Origin of the sequence: Paraburkholderia sediminicola (assembly GCF_046027355.1) — a bacterium.
Classification (GTDB): Bacteria; Pseudomonadota; Gammaproteobacteria; order Burkholderiales; family Burkholderiaceae; genus Paraburkholderia; species Paraburkholderia sediminicola_B.
The window spans coordinates 61548-79779 of the sequence record NZ_JAQQEK010000021.1 but is presented as its reverse complement, the minus strand read 5'-3'; the positions used below and the strand labels follow the sequence as shown (position 1 = coordinate 79779).

General features: G+C 64.3%; 15 protein-coding genes. 8 read left to right on the top strand and 7 right to left on the bottom strand.

The genetic code is table 11. The annotated features are described in order from the left end of the window. Positions 1-3: 3 nt before the first annotated feature. The 4 genes from PQR42_RS30015 to PQR42_RS30000 all read left to right on the top strand — a co-directional run bounded on the left by PQR42_RS30015 (position 4) and on the right by PQR42_RS30000 (position 3158). On the top strand, positions 4-804 hold the full coding sequence (locus PQR42_RS30015) for an SDR family NAD(P)-dependent oxidoreductase (protein ID WP_408388735.1): 801 nt from the start codon (positions 4-6) through the stop codon (positions 802-804). A 342-nt stretch (positions 805-1146) separates the two neighbouring features. Further along, positions 1147-1617, top strand: coding sequence for a hypothetical protein (locus PQR42_RS30010; protein ID WP_408388733.1), 471 nt, complete (start codon positions 1147-1149; stop codon positions 1615-1617). Between the two features lie 79 nt (positions 1618-1696). Continuing rightward, on the top strand, positions 1697-2338 hold the full coding sequence (locus PQR42_RS30005) for a hypothetical protein (protein WP_408494349.1): 642 nt from the start codon (positions 1697-1699) through the stop codon (positions 2336-2338). Between the two features lie 91 nt (positions 2339-2429). After that, positions 2430-3158, top strand: coding sequence for a response regulator (locus PQR42_RS30000; protein ID WP_408234964.1), 729 nt, complete (start codon positions 2430-2432; stop codon positions 3156-3158). Between the two features lie 73 nt (positions 3159-3231). On the opposite strand, the gene PQR42_RS29995 is transcribed toward PQR42_RS30000, so the two are convergent. The 4 genes from PQR42_RS29995 to PQR42_RS29980 form a co-directional block, all read right to left on the bottom strand. Next, positions 3232-3903: a flagellar basal body L-ring protein FlgH gene (locus PQR42_RS29995; RefSeq protein ID WP_408215280.1), complete on the bottom strand. Its 672-nt coding sequence runs from the start codon at positions 3901-3903 to the stop codon at positions 3232-3234. Between the two features lie 88 nt (positions 3904-3991). Then, positions 3992-4705: a hypothetical protein gene (locus tag PQR42_RS29990; protein WP_408388728.1), complete on the bottom strand. Its 714-nt coding sequence runs from the start codon at positions 4703-4705 to the stop codon at positions 3992-3994. A 3-nt stretch (positions 4706-4708) separates the two neighbouring features. Continuing rightward, a complete protein-coding gene (locus PQR42_RS29985; protein ID WP_308706150.1) occupies positions 4709-4876 on the bottom strand; it encodes a DUF6726 family protein in 168 nt (55 codons plus the stop codon). Between the two features lie 45 nt (positions 4877-4921). Continuing rightward, positions 4922-5104: a hypothetical protein gene (locus PQR42_RS29980; protein ID WP_408215275.1), complete on the bottom strand. Its 183-nt coding sequence runs from the start codon at positions 5102-5104 to the stop codon at positions 4922-4924. 420 nt (positions 5105-5524) lie between these two features. Here PQR42_RS29980 and PQR42_RS29975 point away from each other — a divergent pair, with 420 nt between their 5' ends. Together PQR42_RS29975 and PQR42_RS29970 are read left to right on the top strand one after the other, a co-directional pair. Then, entirely contained in the window at positions 5525-6265 is a 741-nt protein-coding gene (locus tag PQR42_RS29975) for a response regulator (RefSeq protein WP_408215273.1), read from the top strand. Further along, on the top strand, positions 6262-7533 hold the full coding sequence (locus PQR42_RS29970; RefSeq protein ID WP_408215271.1) for an ATP-binding protein: 1272 nt from the start codon (positions 6262-6264) through the stop codon (positions 7531-7533). The genes PQR42_RS29975 and PQR42_RS29970 overlap by 4 nt, the downstream gene beginning before the upstream one ends. A gap of 177 nt (positions 7534-7710) precedes the next feature. Here the strand turns inward: PQR42_RS29970 and PQR42_RS29965 are convergent, their stop codons facing one another. Next, positions 7711-8661: a tyrosine-protein phosphatase gene (locus PQR42_RS29965; protein WP_408388726.1), complete on the bottom strand. Its 951-nt coding sequence runs from the start codon at positions 8659-8661 to the stop codon at positions 7711-7713. A 334-nt stretch (positions 8662-8995) separates the two neighbouring features. On the opposite strand from PQR42_RS29965, the gene PQR42_RS29960 reads away from it, so the two are divergent. Both PQR42_RS29960 and PQR42_RS29955 read left to right on the top strand, forming a co-directional pair. Beyond that, positions 8996-10255 (top strand): MFS transporter, encoded by a 1260-nt coding sequence (locus tag PQR42_RS29960; protein WP_408388724.1) that lies wholly within the window; start codon positions 8996-8998, stop codon positions 10253-10255. 17 nt (positions 10256-10272) lie between these two features. Continuing rightward, on the top strand, positions 10273-11547 hold the full coding sequence (locus PQR42_RS29955) for a D-amino acid dehydrogenase (protein ID WP_408388722.1): 1275 nt from the start codon (positions 10273-10275) through the stop codon (positions 11545-11547). A gap of 164 nt (positions 11548-11711) precedes the next feature. On the opposite strand, the gene PQR42_RS29950 is transcribed toward PQR42_RS29955, so the two are convergent. Then, positions 11712-13181 carry a glutamate synthase subunit beta gene (locus PQR42_RS29950; protein WP_408388720.1) on the bottom strand — a complete coding sequence of 490 codons (1470 nt, stop codon included), beginning with the start codon at positions 13179-13181 and terminating at the stop codon, positions 11712-11714. A gap of 121 nt (positions 13182-13302) precedes the next feature. Then, complete coding sequence (locus tag PQR42_RS29945) at positions 13303-18006, bottom strand: glutamate synthase-related protein (protein ID WP_408388718.1); 4704 nt, start codon at positions 18004-18006, stop codon at positions 13303-13305. Positions 18007-18232: the final 226 nt, after the last annotated feature.

Here is an 18232-nt window from a genome sequence, read left to right as displayed (position 1 = left end):
GGCATGAGCGACGTGGACGCGCTGAACGACGCCGGCAGCGCCGGATTCGAGCGCGTCGTGCTGATCACCGGCGCGGGCTCCGGCATCGGCGCCGCGCTGGCACGACGCATCGCTGCGCCACGCTCGGCCTTGATGTTGCACGCACGCGGCGCCGATCAGGAATCTCGCGAACGGCTCGCGCAAGTCGCCGTCGACTGCAGCGCGAACGGCGCACGCTGTGCGACGGTGTTCGGCGACCTGGCCGAACGCGGCGCCGCGGAGCACGTGATCCATCAAACGCTGGCGAGCTTCGGCGCACTCGATCAACTGGTCGCCAACGCGGGACACGCGCAGCGCCAAACGCTGAATGCGCTCGATCCCGACGCGCTCAGCGCAGCCTTCGCCGCGATGCCGGCCGCGTTCGCGGCGCTCGTCAAACGTGCGACGCCCGCACTGGAAACCTCGAAGCGCGGCCGCGTAGTCGCGCTCAGTTCGTTCGTCGCGCACCGCTATCGCGCGGACGCGCCGTTTGCCGCGACGGCCGCCGCGAAAGCGGCGCTCGAGTCGTTGGCGAAAACCGCGGCCGCTGAACTTGCGCCGCACGGCGTGACGGTCAATTGCGTGGCGCCTGGCTATACCCGTAAAGATCGCGGGCCGAGCGCCGATAATGCATCGGTGTGGACGCGCGCCGCCGAAGCGACGCCGCTCGGCCATGTCGCCGAACCCGCGGATGTCGCCGCGCTGATCGCGTTCCTCCTCTCCGACGAAGCGCGTCATATCACCGGCCAGGTGATTCACGTCGACGGTGGTCTCACGCTTGGGTGAGTGACAGGCGAACTGCACCACGCCGGCCGTACTAGCCACAGGCGCGGCCACTCAGCCGCAACACTCGCTCACGCTGCACCGCTGCACCGCTGCACCGCTGCACCGCTTCACCGCTTCACCGCTTCACCCAACCACGCCAGATCGCAGCGGCTTGCGCCGCATCCCTTCGCGATCCCAGGCAATACACCGCAACATCCCGAAACACGCGAGAAGAGTTCGAAAGCATTTGCGAAGCGGGCAAGCTGTTCCGCGCTTTGGAAATGCCTCCCAGCGGCGACGATAGTCGTGCGGGCCGTACCACGTCCTGCTCCACGTCATTCATCGCTACCGGATTCTCCGCCCATGTCATTCGATCGCCGCTCCCATCCTTTGACCCAGCGCCTCGCGCTGGCTCTCGGCGCCGCGCTGCTCGTCACGAGCGCCGCGCACGCAGCCCAGGCGACTCAGGCCAATCTGCCCAACGAGCCGGCCGACGCTTGCCCCGCGCTCAAGCACATCGTCGACGCCGCCGATTTCAGGCAGTTGCAAACCCAAGCCGCCGCGCAACTGCCGGGCACGTCTAGCGTCGACGATTGCCGCGCCAACACGCACGCCTACGATTGCCACTGGCGCGCGCACTGGCAGGCCGATGGCGTCGTCACCGATCCGCTCGAGGAATTCGGCGCCGATATCGCTGCCTGCTTCCCGAACGTCGTGCACGACGTCAACACGCCGACGCGCCAGCATTTCATCGTCATCACCGCCGAGCGGCGCGTGAACGTCACGGCAAGCGTGCAGGGGCAAAACGAACTGCGCCTGCGCGTCACGCGCTGAGCATGATCCTGATCGCAGCTACCCGCGGTGATTCGGCTGTGATTCACCGCATCCATTGACCGCCACCAGGCACCGCCTCATGACCTTCATGCCGAGCATGCGCGCATATGCTTTCACGCGAACCCCACGGGCCGCGTGGGTCACGTTGCGGCGTCCCTGCGCGTGGCTCGCCGTTTCCGCCACGCTGGCGGTCGGCCTGAACGGCTGCGCGTGGACGCTGATCCAGGCTGCCGATGCCACCGGCTCCGTGATTCAGGCAGGCTACGCGATCGCGGCGAACTACTCGTCGCCGACCTTCGTCAACGGCAGGCCGGCAGAGGTGAGTCACGTCTGCATTGAAGTGAACCAGAACGTATCGGTCGGCGATTTCGTGCCGGCGCTGCAGCTCGCGCTCGACCGGCGCGGCATTCGTTCGGACGTCTACAATCCGGGCACCTCGCCCGCCGGCTGCGAAGCGCGCCTCGTCTACAACGCCGCGATCGATTACGGCCGCCGCTCGTTCAGCGACGAAACGATCCAGTATCTGTCGATCATCGACCTGACGCTGATTCAGAACGGCCGCATTCTCGTCACAGCCCGCTATCAGACCGGCGGCCTGAACACCGATCGCTTCTCTTCGGCGTCGACCAAGCTCAACGGCCTGATCGAGCGAATGGTGGTCAATCGAACCGACTTCGCGCGTCAGCCGCTGCAGACCACTCAGACCTCCCAGGCGAACTAGACGCGCGGGCTCTTGCTTTCTCTTACACGGGAAAGGATTCGAAAGCGTTGCGCGCTTTGCTCCGCGCGCGTCGTTCTCTAAGATGACCTGAATGAACCAATCCATTCTGGTCGTCGACGACGACCCCGTCGTACGTGAGCTCGTCAGCGGCTATCTGCAAGGGCGCGGCTTCAAGGTCGACACGCTCGAGCACGGCATGGCGCTGCAGCGTCGCTTGCAGGACGAGCGTCCCGCCTTGATCGTGCTCGACATCATGATGCCGGAACTCGACGGCATCAGCGCGCTGCGCGCCTTGCGCGTGGCCGGCGACGACATTCCCGTGATCCTGCTGACCGCGCGCTCCGATCCGATCGACCGGGTGATCGGCCTCGAACTCGGCGCGGACGACTATCTCGGCAAGCCCTTCGAACCGAGCGAACTGGTCGCGCGGATTCGCACCGTGCTGCGCCGTCGCGGCACGATTGCGCCGAGCGCGCCGGAGCAGCGCGCACCGTACCGTTTCGGCCGTTTCGAAGTGAATTTCCCGGCGCGCGAATTACGCCGGGACGGCGAGCGCATCACGTTGCGTTCGAGCGAATTCGCCATGCTCAAGGTATTCGTCAGCCACGCGATGACCGTGCTCACGCGCGCGCAGTTGCTGGAGAAACTGCACGGCAATAGCGAGCTGCATCGCAATCGCAGCCTGGACGTCTCGATCTGGCGTTTGCGCCGGCTGATCGAAGTGGATCCGTCCGAGCCGCGCTATGTGCAAACCGTGTGGGGACGCGGCTACGTGTTCGTGCCGGACGGTGAAATCGGCGCGGCCGAACGCAGCGCCTGACGGGTGCATGAAGTGCGATGGACATCCCACTTCATGCATCTCTTGCGTCTCAGGTATCCATCGCGTCGCCGGCTCAGAACGTGAGCACGCTCATGAACATTCTCTGCAGCCAGCCCATCGTCGTGGAGTCGGACACCATTCCCACGCCGGCCTGCTCGATACGCGCGTTCGCGACCTTGCTCGACGCCACGTAGTTGCCCGATTCGATATCCTTAGGATTGACGATGCCCGACAGGCGCAGCCGGTCGCGGTTGCCGCTCATCGCAATCACCTTCTCGCCCGACACCACGAGATTGCCGGTCGACATCGTGCCGATCACGGTGACGGCGAGCGTGCCGCTCATGCCGCTAATGTCAGTGATATTGCCCTGACCTTTGTATTCCGTGCTCGCCGAGCCGATGTTGAACAGTCGCGCGAGCCGCGCGGCGGCGTTGGTGGAATGGTCGGCCGCGTCGGCAGTGATGCTGCTCGAACGGCTCGCCGCCGCGGTCGCGCTGTTGTTGCCGCTGTACGATTCCGACAGACGGATCGTCAGCACGTCGCCGATATGTTGCGCGCGCGGTGTTTCGTACAGCAGCAGCGGCGTGCCGGCTTGGTAGATCGCGCCTTGCGTGTTGACGTTCAGCGGCGCCGAGGCGAGCGGCGGCGCCATCGGCGTATCGACGATCGAGTTTTGCTGATGGCTCGCGCAAGCCGCAAGGCAAGCCGCCGCGCCTAGCGCGACAGTCAGACGTAGCGCAGTCATGCATGCTCCTTGTTCGTAACGGGCCTGACGCCCACATTCATTGGCGCGCTCATTGGCCACACTCATTGGCCACACTCACTGCCGCGCATCAGCCCGCCTCCGCGCCGCTCGCCTGCCATTGCCGCACGACCGACTTCACCCACGCATCCGAGCCCTTCAACAGATAGGTGAGCGTGCCGTTGCGCGTGCCCGGCAGAAAGCACAACGTGATCGAACTCACCGCGTTTTCCCAGACATACGTGGGCATCGCGCCCGTCGCCGACACGTTCTGCGTCGCGAGACGCGGCGGCCCGTAGCGGTCCGCGAGCGCGTCGCGCAAGTCCTCGGCGGTGATCTCGTCGATCACGAAAGAAATCTCGTATAGATGCAGCGCGCTTTGCCCGTCCACGCGCGCGAAGCGCAGCACATGCTCCAGCGCCGGCGCGCCGTCGACCACCGCTTGCGACACCGCCCAGCCGTTGTCCGCGCGATGCGCCCAGCGGCAGGCCACCGTCAGACTGTCGTGCGACTTGAGCCGCATGCCGAGCGCGCCCGCCTGCACGTCCGTCTCGCAGACCGGCACGCTGCCGAGCGGCGTCGCCCGCACGCTCGAGCCCGCGCGGAATTCGTCGAGCGTGATGCCGAGCGCGATGCCACGGAACGCGAATGGCGCGTCTTGCGAACGCCGCCGTGCATCGGCGGAAGGGTCTTTCGACGCGGCGCTCGCCGCACTCGCATCGCGCGCGGGCGGCTGCGCTTCGGCGCTCGACGCGAACACGCCGCCCAGCAACGCCAGCGCGCAGGCAATCCGTTTGAGTGTCATGATTCAGTCGATGGCGGATGAACACATGTCGAACGGCGAGGCCGCGGCATGGCCGACGACCGGGATGATTTTCAGCGTGGCCGAAGTCAGCCGGCACGGCAGCGCGGCGACGGCGCAGCCGCCCAGGGGCAGCAGCGCCGCGCCGAGCGTCAACCACGCAACGACACGCATGAAGCGGTGAAGAATTCTCGGGGTCGACACATGGGCCTCGATACGTCAGGCTGTCGTATTGACGTGATGCCCGACGAGCCCGGCAGGCAGCGACGGCTGCGGCTGCGTGGCGGACTCCCTGGTTTGCGCGGTAGCGCCCGGGTTGTTGGCGGCTGCGGGCCTTTCCGCCGGCGGCGTCGGCGCCAGAGAAGAAAAGCGGGTTGAAGTCAGATTGCTGGGAACGGTCATGATGAGCCTCGCGTGGCGCTAGGTTTCGATTTCACGCCGCCTGCCGTGGGCCCAAGGCGTTAGGCTGTTTTCAGCATGCGGCGCAACGTACTGCACGACGAATCATCGCGCCGACCACGCGGTGCCGATGCACGAAGGAAAGCGCGCTTTCCGCCGGTTCTTACGACCTGTTCCCACCCGTTCCGACCTGTTTCGACCGGTTCCAGATGCGCGCGAATTCTTTCTTCGGAGGGATGTTGGCGATGCGAAACGAATTCGGCACCGCTCGCGCGCGTCGCCAGATATGGCGCCGCTGAAATATGCCGCGAGCCTTGCGTGGCGGGCCTGACAAGCGAGCCGCCCGATGCAGCGCGGCATGACGTAAGCATTGGTAAGAAAACAGTCGGCCGCGCGTCACGCGCGCCAGTCTAAAATTTCGCCATGAATCCACAGGTCCTCATCGTCGACGACGATCCGGTCGTACGCGATCTGCTTTGCAAGTTCCTGCAGTCGAACGGCTTCGACGCGTCCGTGCTCCACGACGGCACGCATCTCCAGCGCCGGCTCGAACGCGAGCGGCCGTCCGTCGTCGTGCTCGACATCATGATGCCGAACACCGACGGCTTGCGCGCGCTCACCGCGCTGCGCGCCGCCGGCGACGACATTCCGGTGATCTTCGTGACCGCGCGCGGCACGGTGGCCGACCGCATCGTCGGGCTCTCGCTCGGCGCGGACGACTACCTGACCAAGCCGTTCGATCCGCGCGAATTGCTCGCCCGCATCCACACGGTGCTGCGTCGGCGCGGGCCGTCCACCACGAGCGCGCCGGAAGCCCGCAAGCCGTATCGCTTCGGCCCGTTCGAGCTCGACTTCGCCACGCGTGCGCTGTGCCGCGACAACTCGAAGCTGCCGTTGCGCGACAGTGAGTTCGCGCTCCTGAAGATCTTCGTCAACAATCCGTACAAGGTGCTGTCGCGCGTGCTGATTCACGATCTCGTGCATCGCGACAATCTCGCCTTCCGCGACCGCAGCCTCGACGTGCCGATCTGGCGCCTGCGCCGCGTGATCGAAGACGACCCGTCGAATCCCTGCTACGTGCAGACGGTGCGCGGCAAAGGCTACGTCTTCGTGCCCGACGCCGACGGCACGCCCTTCGCCGACGAGGCCGCCTCAAGCGCATGAAAAACCCGCTGAACACGCTGTTCGGCAGAATGGCGTTACTCTCGGCGGCGGTGTTGTTCGCAATTCAGGCCGGCTGGTTCGTGCTGGTGGTGATGCAGCCGCCGCGCCATGAAATCGACGGCTTCGCGCGCGGCATCCTGCTGGTGCTGCAGGCCATCAACGGCGAGCCGATGAAAGGCGCGGCGCTCGCGCCCGCCATGCGCGTGCATCTCGTGCCCACCTGGAACATGCCGGCGAGCGTGCATCTGCACCAGCCGACTCAGCGTCCGCTGGAAGAACTGAGCCGGCATCTGCGCGAGAACCTGCCGCCCGGCACACAGATCGCCGTCGACGACCTGCGGCCGCCGCAGTTATGGGTGCTGTTTCCCGGCAAGTCGAACTGGGTCGTGGTGCCGGTCGACGTGCCGCCGCGCCCGCGCTTTCTGATCGAATCGATCTCGATGCTGCTCGCCGCGCTGATCCTCTCGCTGTTCGCAGTCTGGCAGATGCAGCGGCCGCTCTCGCGCGTCGCCGACGCCGCGCGCGCGTTCGGCTCGGGCGGACGTCCGGAACCCGTCACAGTGCAAGGCCCGCGTGAACTGCGCGATCTGATCGGTTCGTTCAACGACATGATGCGGCGCCTGAACGAAGCGGGCGACGACCAGGCCGTGATGCTGGCCGGCGTCGCGCACGATCTGAAGGCGCCCCTCACACGGCTGAAGCTGCGCGCGAGCGTGCTGGTGGCGGAAAACGAGCGCGCCGGTCTGATCCGCGATGTCGACTCGCTCACCAACATCGTCCAGCAGTTTCTCGAATTCGCGGGCCAGTCCGCCGACGCCGGACCGCCGGTCGAAGTCGACGACTTTTTGCAGGAACAGTTCTCCGCCAGCGACAGCACCGAAACGCCGCTCTTCACGCTCGATCTGCGCGCCGGTTCGGCGTTCAGGTTACCGCGTACGCTGCTGGACCGGCTGGTCACGAACCTCGTCGACAACGCGCTCGAACACGGTGCGCCGCCGGTGGATATCGCCACCGCGCGCACTGACGGCCATTGGGTGATCAGCGTGCGCGACCACGGTCCCGGCATCCCCGACGACCGCATCGCCGCCGCGATGAAGCCGTTCGTCCGGCTCGACGCCGCGCGTGGCGGCGAAGGCCATTGCGGGCTCGGCCTCGCGATCGTCGCGCGGCTCGCGCACGATCGCGGCGGACGGTGTCACGTGCGTAATCATGCGCAGGGCGGCCTGGAAGTGCGGATCGAATTGCCGGTGGTGCCGGCGTTGACGTGAGAGAAGTTGGGCGGGCGCTTACGCGTCCTTACTGGATGAACCATTGCAGGCGCGGCGGCTTTATAGTCGCCCCCGGCAACCTCGATGCCGCCCTTCTCTGTCCGCCCAGTCATTGGGGGCGGACTTTTTTTTGCCCGCTTTTTTCGTGTCGAACGCGCGGCGCGCGGCTGTGACGCCTCAGACCACCAGGCGGCTGTGCAAGGTGTCGATGGTCGTCTGCGAGACGCCGAGGCCTTGCGTCAGATAGCTCACCATCGTGCCGTAGCTCGCCTGCACCTGGTCGAACCCGGCCTGCAGATAATTTTCCTGAACATTCATCAGCGGTGCTTCGGCGGAAGCGACGGCGTCGCCGTCCCGCGCGCGCAGCGCATCGGTTTGCGCCTTGATCGACGGCGTTAGATAGACGTTGCTCAGTAGATAGTCCTGCATGATGACGTCGAGCGGAACGTTCGCAATGCTCAGCAGCAGTGCCGCGACCCAGCCAGTGCGGTCCTTGCCCGCGTTGGAGTGAAAGAGTTGCGCGCCGGGCCCGTCGGCGAGACTCGTCAGCAGCGCACCGTAAGCGGCGCGCTGGGCGGCGCCGGTGACGTAGCCGCGCGCCTGCGTCTCCATGAACGCGACAGCCGCGCCCGCCGTGTCGAAGGGCGACGCCACGAAGTCCGTGATGCCGAGCACGTTGAGCGTCTGGGTGGTCGCGTTGCTCGGCAAGATATCGGCAGTGCGCGCGATTTCACCAGGCGTGCGCAGATCGTAGACCGAGGCAATGCCGAGCCGGTCGATCGTAGCCTGGTCGGCGGCGTTCAGCGTCAAGGCGTTCGCGCGATAGAACGCGCCTCGGCGCATCTGTTTGCCGTCGACGGTCGGATAACCCGCGGCCGCTCCCGCCAGGTCGCGGAAGTTATCGACCGACGCAAGGCGCGGCGTGGCCGGCTGATCGACGTCGAGATTGCCGCCGCCGCACGCGGACAGCAGCGAGCTGCCCACGCCGGAAACCAGCAGCAGGCTGGCCGAGCGCTTCAGAAAAGCGCGGCGCGAGGTCAGCGGCGCCTCGTCTGAGAACTGGCTTGCCCGCGGGAACGTGCTCGCGGAGCGACGGGATGGCGAGCAGGTTTTTGCGGTAGCATGCATTCGGCGTGGCTGGCGCGGGCGTGAGTGATTAATCGCAGCATCGGCGCTGCGAGCGCAGTTTAACCACGGCAAATAATGTTTGGGTTACACGGTAGTAGTTGGTAAGGAAAAAGATCTTCGCGCGCATCGCCCGAACCGCGCGATCGCCGGCCCGGCTGTGGTTCTGGCCTTTCCTCGGCAAGATTTCTCCGGCTTTTCATCTCTTAACGGTTTCTTACCGTTGCCTGCCATTTTTGACCACAACTGGCCCCACGACGCCCCATCCCCTTAGAATACAAACACCCCACATTCAAGCCGACGGCAGGCCAACAAGCCCTGGAGACCACAACAAAACATGCCTTCTCTCCAATGGTTCACCGAACTGACCCAGCGCGAACGCCGCACTCTGTACGCCGGCTTCGGCGGTTACGCGGTCGACGCCTTCGACTTCATGATTTACTCCTTCCTCATTCCGACGCTGATCGCGACATGGGGCATGACCAAAAGCGAAGCCGGCATGATCGCCACCAGTTCGCTGATCTCGTCGGCGGCGGGCGGCTGGCTCGCCGGCATACTCGCCGACCGCTACGGCCGCATCCGCGTACTGCAGTGGACCATCGCCACCTTCGCGCTCTTCACCTTTCTGTCCGGCTTCACGCACTCGTTCTGGCAGCTGCTCACCACGCGCACGCTGCAGGGCATCGGCTTCGGTGGTGAATGGTCGGTCGTGACGATCATGATGGCCGAGACCATTCGCTCGCCTCAGCATCGCGCGAAAGCCGTGGGCACCGTGCAAAGCAGCTGGTCGTTCGGCTGGGCGGCGGCGGCCATCATCTACTGGGCGTTCTTCGCGTTGCTGCCGGAACAGTACGCGTGGCGCGCCTGCTTCTGGATCGGCCTGCTGCCCGCCGCGTGGATCATCTACATTCGGCGCAACGTCAGCGATCCGGATATCTTTCTTGAAACGCGCCGGGCTCGTGAGAGCGGTTTCGACACCTCGCATTTCCTGCAGATCTTCTCGGGCGATCACCTCAAGACCACCCTGCTCGGCAGCGCGCTGTGCACCGGCATGCTCGGCGGCTATTACGCGATCACCACCTGGCTGCCGACCTATCTGAAGACCGTGCGCCATCTGTCGGTGTTCAACACCAGTGGCTATCTGATCGTGCTGATCGTCGGCTCGTTCACCGGTTATATCGTCGGCGCGATTCTGTGTGACAAGATCGGCCGGCGCGCCTCGTTCGTGCTGTTTGCGATCGGCTCTTTCGTGCTCGGCATGTTCTACACCATGCTGCCGATCACCGACGGCATGATGCTCGCGCTCGGCTTTCCGCTCGGCATCGTGGTGCAAGGGATTTTCGCGGGCGTGGGCGCGTATCTGTCGGAGCTTTATCCGAACGCGATACGCGGCTCGGGACAAGGGTTCTGCTACAACCTCGGACGCGGACTCGGCTCGTTCTTTCCGATTCTGGTCGGTACACTGTCGCAAACCATGACGCTGGTGAAGGCGATGGGCATCGTGGCCGGCTCGGGCTATCTGCTCGTGATCGTCGCCGCCTCGTGTCTGCCCGAAACCAAGGGCAAGGTACTCGGCGCGACTCGCCCTGCCGCCTGAATCCGCAGTACACATACATGAAAACGATTGTTCTGGGCGGCGGCGTCATTGGCGTCGCCACCGCTTTTTACCTGCGCCAGCAGGGCTGCGAAGTCACCGTGATCGAGCGCGAACCTGACGTCGCGCTCTCCACCAGTTTCGGCAACGCCGGCGTGATCGCGCCGGGCTATGTGACACCCTGGGCCGCGCCCGGCATGCCGGCGAAGATTCTCAAGTACCTGTTCAAGCCGGCCTCGCCACTCATCTTTCGCCCGACCTTCGATCCGGCGCAGTGGCGCTGGATCGCGCGATGGCTCCGTGAATGCGATCTCGAACGGTTTCGCGTCAACAAGCAGCGCATGCAGCGCATTGCTTACTACAGCCGCAATTGTCTGCACGAATTCCGCGGCCGCCATCCGTTCGACTATGGACGCAGCCAGGGCTATCTGCAATTGTTCCGCAGCGAGTACGACGTCGAACTCGCGCAGCCGGCGCTTGCCGTGTTGCGCGACGCGGGCATCGTGCATCGTGAGGTTAGCGCGGCGCAGTGCGTCGAGATCGAGCCGGGCTTGCGCTGGGCGCGTCAGGCGCCGCTCTCGGGTGTCTACCTGCCCGACGACGAAGCCGGCGATTGCGCCCGCTTCACCCGCGAACTGCGCGCGATCTGCGAGCGCAACGACGTGCGCTTTCGCTTCGACACGCGGGTGACGTCGCTCGATGTGCAAGGCGGTGCGCTGCGCGCGGTGCGTATCGAGAGCGAGCGCGGCGCCGAGTCGCTGTACGCGGATGCCGTGGTGGTGGCGCTGGGCGTCGACAGTGCGGCACTGCTCGCGCGGCTCGGCGTGAAGGTGCCGCTTTATCCGGTGAAAGGCTATTCGGCGACGCTGCCCGTCACCGATGAAGAAAAAGCCCCGCGCGCCGCGCTGATGGACGAATCGCTGAAAACGGCGATCACGCGTTTTGGCAACAACTTGCGGGTGGCCGGCACTGCAGAACTTGGCAATCGCCAGATCACTTTGCGGGAACAGGCCCTGCAAACGCTGATGAAAGTGTTGAGCGACTGGTTCCCTCACGCGGCCAATCCCACGTCGGCGCATTTCTGGGTCGGCCGCCGTCCGATGACACCCGATGGCGCGCCGCTGCTCGGTCCGTCCGGCGTGGAGAAACTGTGGTTGAACCTCGGGCACGGCTCGACAGGCTGGGCGATGTCGATGGGTTCGGGGCGCGTGGTCGCGGATTTGATCACGCACCGCAAGCCAGAGATCGATCTCGATGGACTGACCTTGGCGCGATATGGTAGGTCACGCACATAGCGCCGCCGCACGCTGAAGTTAAAAAGCCGGGTCACCCTCACAGGTGCCCGGCTTTGTTTTTTACCGCTTGATGCGCCGCTGACGCGGCACATTGTCGTCTCCACCTCTTCCTGCAAGCAGTAGCCGGTTTCCGCACACAGGCGCGAAAACCGGCCGGAGACGTTTTAGCGCGGCAGTTCCGAATGCCCCATCAGGAACGCGTCGACCGAACGCGCGCACTGACGGCCTTCACGAATCGCCCACACCACCAGCGATTGACCGCGACGCATGTCGCCCGCGGTGAACACCTTGTCCACCGACGTGTAATACGCCTTCTCGCCTTCCGTCGACGCACGCACATTGCCGCGATTGTCCTTGTCGACGCCGAACGCCTCGAGCACCGGCGACACCGGCTGCGTGAAGCCCATGGCGAGCAGCACCAGATCGGCCTTCATTTCGAACTCGGAATCCGGCACTTCCTGCATCTTGCCGTCCTTCCATTCGACGCGCGCCGCGATCAGCTTTTCGACCTTGCCGTTCTTGCCTTCAAGGCGCTTGGTCGCGACCGCCCAATCACGCGAGCAGCCTTCGTCATGCGACGACGAGGTGCGCAGCTTGATCGGCCAGTACGGCCATACGAGCGGCTTGTTCTCCTCTTCCGGCGGCTGCGGCAGCAATTCGAACTGCGTGACGCTCTTCGCGCCATGACGATTCGACGTGCCCACGCAGTCCGAACCCGTATCGCCGCCGCCGATCACGACAACATGTTTGCCCTTCGCGAGCAGCTGGTTCGCGACCTTGTCGCCGGCATTGACCTTGTTCTGTTGCGGCAGGAATTCCATCGCGTAGTGGATGCCTTCCAGCTCGCGGCCCGGCACCGGCAGATCGCGCGGCGTTTCCGAACCGCCAGCGATCACCACTGCGTCGAACTCTTCCTTCAACTGATCCGGCGTGATGGTTTCCTTCGCGGTGTTGCCGATATGCGCCGGCAGCGAATCCGCTTTGCCGATGAATACGTTGGCACGGAACGTCACGCCTTCGGCTTCCATCTGGCGCATGCGGCGATCGATCAGCCACTTCTCCAGCTTGAAGTCGGGAATGCCGTAACGCAGCAAGCCCCCAATCCGGTCGTTCTTTTCGAACACCGTGACATCGTGCCCCGCGCGCGCGAGTTGCTGCGCGACGGCCAAACCCGCGGGGCCGGAACCGACGACGGCAACCTTCTTGCCGGTCTTGTGCTTCGGCGGCAGCGGCGCAACCCAGCCTTCGGCCCATGCCTTGTCGATGATCGCGTGCTCGATCGACTTGATGCCGACCGGGTCGTCATTGATGCCGAGCGTGCAGGCCGCTTCGCACGGTGCCGGGCAGATGCGGCCCGTGAACTCGGGGAAGTTGTTCGTCGAGTGCAGCACTTCGATCGCGTTCTTCCAGTCCTGATGGAACACCAGGTCGTTGAAGTCCGGGATGATGTTGTTCACCGGGCAGCCGTTGTTGCAGAACGGAATGCCGCAGTCCATGCAACGTGCGCCTTGAATCTTCGCTTCGTCGTCGGTCAGTGCGGCGACGAATTCCTTGTAGTGCTTCACACGCGTGAGCGGAGCTTCGTACGCCTCGTGGCGGCGTTCGAACTCGAGAAAACCGGTTGCCTTGCCCATGTGGTTCTCTTCTCTATCTAATCAGGTGGGGTGATCTACACCCGCCGCGTGCGACCGATCAACGGCGCCACGCGGCGGGTACGGCTAAAGGTGACGTCTTGCTGATGAACAGCGTTGCGGATCAGGCGGCGAGCACTTCCTTGTTCGCCTTCTTCGCGGCCATTTCGCCCAGCGCGCGCTTGTATTCGGTCGGGAACACCTTCACGAACTGACGGCGCGATGCGTCCCAGTTTTCGAGCAGCGCCTTGGCGCGCGGCGAACCCGTGAACTGGAAGTGACGCTCGATGAGTCCCTTGAGCAGCGCTTCGTCCGTCGTGCCGGAGTGCCACAGGCCCTTGTCGACCGTGCGTTCCTGTTCGGCCTGTTGCAAGACCGGATCGAGCGCGACCATCGACTTGTTGCACTTGCCCGCAAACGTATTGTCCGGGTCGTACACGTAGGCGACGCCGCCCGACATGCCGGCCGCGAAGTTACGGCCCGTCTCGCCGAGCACGATGACCGTGCCGCCCGTCATGTATTCGCAACCGTGGTCGCCCGTGCCTTCGACAACCGCCGTCGCGCCCGAGTTACGCACGCAGAAGCGCTCGCCTGCCACGCCGCGGAAGAACGCTTCACCTTCGATCGCGCCGTACATCACCGTGTTGCCGCAGATGATGTTCTCTTCCGACTTACCGCGGAAATCGTTGGTCGGACGGATGATGATGCGGCCGCCCGAGAGGCCCTTGCCGACGTAGTCGTTGCCGTCGCCGACCAGATCCAGCGTGATGCCCTTGGCGAGGAACGCGCCGAAGCTCTGGCCCGCGGTGCCCTTCAACTGGATATGGATCGAGTCGTCGGGCAGGCCGTCGTGGCCGTACTTCTTCGCGATCGTGCCGGACAGCATCGCGCCGACCGTACGGTTCACGTTACGCACCGGCTGGATGAACGAGACGTGCTCGCCCTTCTCGATCGCCGCCTTCGCCTTCTCGATCAGCGTGTGGTCGAGTGCCTTGTCCAGACCGTGGTCCTGCACGTCGACATGTTTGCGCGCGACTTCAGCCGATACTTGCGGCAAATAGAACACGCGCGAGAAGTCGAGACCCTTCGCCTTCCAGTGCTCGATGCCCTTCTTCATATCGAGCAGTTCGGCGTGGCCGATCAGGTCGTCGAATTTGCGGATGCCCAGTTGCGCCATGATTTCGCGCGCTTCTTCCGCAACGAAGAAGAAGAAGTTCACGACGTGTTCCGGCTGGCCCTGGAATTTCGCACGCAGCACCGGATCTTGCGTCGCGACGCCGACCGGGCAGGTGTTCAGGTGGCACTTGCGCATCATGATGCAGCCTTCGACGACGAGCGGTGCCGTCGCGAAACCGAACTCGTCCGCGCCGAGCAGCGCGCCGATCACGACGTCGCGGCCGGTCTTCATCTGGCCGTCGGCCTGCACGCGGATACGGCCGCGCAACTGGTTCAGCACCAGGGTTTGCTGCGTTTCGGCGAGACCCAGTTCCCACGGCGTACCGGCATGCTTCACCGACGACAGCGGCGACGCGCCCGTGCCGCCGTCATGGCCGGCGATCACGACGTGATCGGCCTTCGCCTTGGCGACACCCGCGGCAACCGTACCGACGCCCGATTCCGACACCAGCTTCACCGAAATGCTGGCCGCCGAGTTGGCGTTCTTCAGATCGTGGATCAGTTGCGCCAGGTCCTCGATCGAGTAGATGTCGTGGTGCGGCGGCGGCGAAATCAGACCGACGCCCGGCACCGAGTAACGCAGCTTGCCGATGTAGTCCGACACCTTGTGGCCCGGCAACTGGCCGCCTTCGCCCGGCTTCGCGCCTTGCGCCATCTTGATCTGGATCTGATCGGCGGACGCGAGGTATTCCGCGGTCACGCCGAAACGGCCCGACGCCACCTGCTTGATCTTCGAGCGCAGCGAATCGCCTTCCTTCAACGGAATGTCGACGATCACTTCGTCGCCAATCACCGACTTCATGGTGTCGCCGTTCTTGATCGGAATGCCGCGCAGTTCGTTGCGATAACGGTTCACGTCCTCGCCGCCTTCGCCGGTGTTCGACTTGCCGCCGATGCGGTTCATCGCGACCGCCAGCGTGGCGTGCGCTTCCGTGCTGATCGAGCCCAGCGACATCGCGCCGGTGGCGAAACGCTTGACGATGTCCTTCGCCGATTCGACTTCGTCGAGCGGGATGGCCTTGGTCGGGTCGAACTTGAATTCGAACAGGCCGCGGAACGTCATGTGACGCTTGGTCTGATCGTTGATCAGATGCGCGTATTCCTTGTACGTCTGATACGAGTTGCTGCGTGCCGAGTGTTGCAGCTTGGCGATCGCATCCGGCGTCCACATGTGTTCTTCACCGCGCACGCGGTACGCGTATTCGCCGCCGGCGTCGAGCATGTTCGCGAGGACCGGGTTGTCGCCGAACGCATCGCGATGCAGACGGATCGCTTCTTCCGCGACGTCGAACAGGCCGATGCCGCCGACCTTCGACGACGTGCCCTTGAAGTACTTGACCACCAGGTCTTCTGCCAGACCGACCGCTTCGAAAATCTGCGCGCCGGTGTACGACATGTAGGTCGAAATGCCCATCTTCGACATGACCTTCATCAGGCCCTTGCCGACAGCCTTTGTGAAGTTGTAGACCGCCTTCTCCGCCGACAGGTCGCCCTTCAGGCCGGCCGCGAGCTGGCTGAGCGTTTCCATCGCAAGGTACGGGTGCACGGCTTCCGCGCCGTAGCCCGCGAGCAGCGCGAAGTGGTGCGTTTCACGCGCCGAGCCGGTTTCGACGACCAGGCCCGCGCTCGTGCGCAGACCATGCTGCACGAGGTGCGTGTGGATCGCGGCGGTAGCCAGCAGCGCCGGGATCGCGACGTTGTCGCGGTCGGTCTTGCGGTCCGACACGATCAGCATGTTGTAGCCGGACTTGACCGCATCCACGGCTTCAGCGCACAGCGAGGCGAGGCGCGCTTCGATGCCTTCCTTGCCCCACGCCACCGGATAGCAGATGTTCAGTTCATAGGAGCTGAACTTGCCGCCCGTGTACTGATCGATCGCGCGGATCTTCGCGATGTCCTTGAAGTCGAGCACCGGCTGCGACACTTCGAGACGCATCGGCGGGTTGATATTGTTGGTGTCCAGCAGGTTCGGCTTCGGACCGACGAACGACACCAGCGACATCACCATGTTTTCGCGGATCGGGTCGATCGGCGGGTTCGTCACTTGCGCGAAAAGCTGCTTGAAGTAGTGATACAGCGTCTTGTTCTTGTTGGACATGACTGCCAGCGGCGAGTCGTTGCCCATCGAGCCAACGGCTTCTTCACCGGCTTGCGCCATCGGCGCCATCAGGAACTTGAGGTCTTCCTGCGTGTAGCCGAACGCCTGCTGGCGATCCAGCAAAGCGGCGGCTTCGCGGCGCTCCGTCACGACGTCTTCGGCCTTCGGCTCGATTTCGTCGAGCTTGATGCGCACGGCGTCGATCCAGCTCTTGTACGGCTTGGCGTTCGCGAGGTTGTCCTTCAGTTCCTTGTCGTCGATGATGCGGCCGTGTTCCATGTCGATCAGGAACATTTTGCCCGGCTGCAGACGCCACTTCTTGACGATCTTCGACTCAGGGATAGGCAGCGTGCCGGCTTCCGACGCCATGATGACCAGGTCGTCGTCCGTGACGATGTAGCGCGCCGGACGCAGGCCGTTACGGTCGAGCGTCGCGCCGATCTGACGGCCGTCGGTGAAGGCGATCGCAGCGGGGCCGTCCCACGGCTCCATCATCGCGGCGTGGTATTCGTAGAACGCGCGGCGGTTGTCGTCCATCAGCGTGTGCTGTTCCCAGGCTTCCGGGATCATCATCATCATGGCGTGGACGAGCGGGTAGCCGGCCATCACCAGCAGTTCGAGACAGTTGTCGAACGAGGCGGTGTCCGATTGGCCCGGATAGATCAGCGGCCAAAGCTTCGGCAGATCGTCGCCGAGTACGTGCGACGCGATCGCGCCGGTACGCGCGTTCAGCCAGTTGACGTTGCCCTTCACCGTGTTGATTTCGCCGTTGTGGGCAATCATGCGGTACGGGTGAGCCAGTTCCCACGCCGGGAACGTGTTGGTCGAGAAGCGTTGGTGCACTAGCGCCAGCGCCGACACCGTGCGCTCGTCCTGCAGGTCGCGGTAATACACGCCGACCTGGCCGGCCAGCAGCAGGCCCTTGTAGACGACCGTGCGCGCCGAGCACGACGGCACGAAGTATTCCTTGCCGTGCTTGAGCTTGAGCGCCTGGATGCGGTGGCTCGCGGTCTTGCGGATGATGTACAGCTTCCGCTCGAGCGCGTCCGTCACCATGATGTCCTTGCCGCGGCCGATGAAGATCTGGCGGATCAGCGGCTCGCTCGCCTTGACGGTGGGCGAAATCGGCATGGTGTGGTCGACCGGCACATCGCGCCAGCCCAGCACGACCTGGCCCTCGGCCTTCACCGTGCGTTCCAGTTCCTGTTCGCAGGCGAGACGCGACGCGTGTTCCTTCGGCAGGAAGACCATGCCGACGCCGTATTCGCCGTGCGGCGGCAGCACCACGCCCTGCTTGGCCATTTCCTCGCGATAGAAGCCGTCCGGAATCTGGATCAGGATGCCCGCGCCGTCGCCCATCAGCGGATCGGCGCCGACGGCGCCCCGGTGGTCGAGGTTCTCGAGAATCTTCAGACCCTGCTCGATGATCTCGTGGCTTTTCTTGCCCTTGATGTGAGCGACGAAGCCGACGCCGCAGGCGTCGTGCTCGTTTTGCGGGTCGTATAGACCTTGCGCGGCGGGAACCGGGTGAGTCGGTTGCTGGTGGTCGTTCATGGGGACACCGTCTGTGAGGGGCCGGGCAGGCCGTTAAACCATTTTTCTATTGCCGCAGTGCGATTCACAACCGCGACGGCGCGCTCAACGCTCGATGCTACGCGCGTCAAAAAGCGCCGGAATTCGGAATATACGCGACGAATCAATGGAATAGCAAATAAAACGTGATCATTGAACCCCAATTATCAAGTTGGTGCATTGCACCTTGTTTTTATTGGTGCCACAT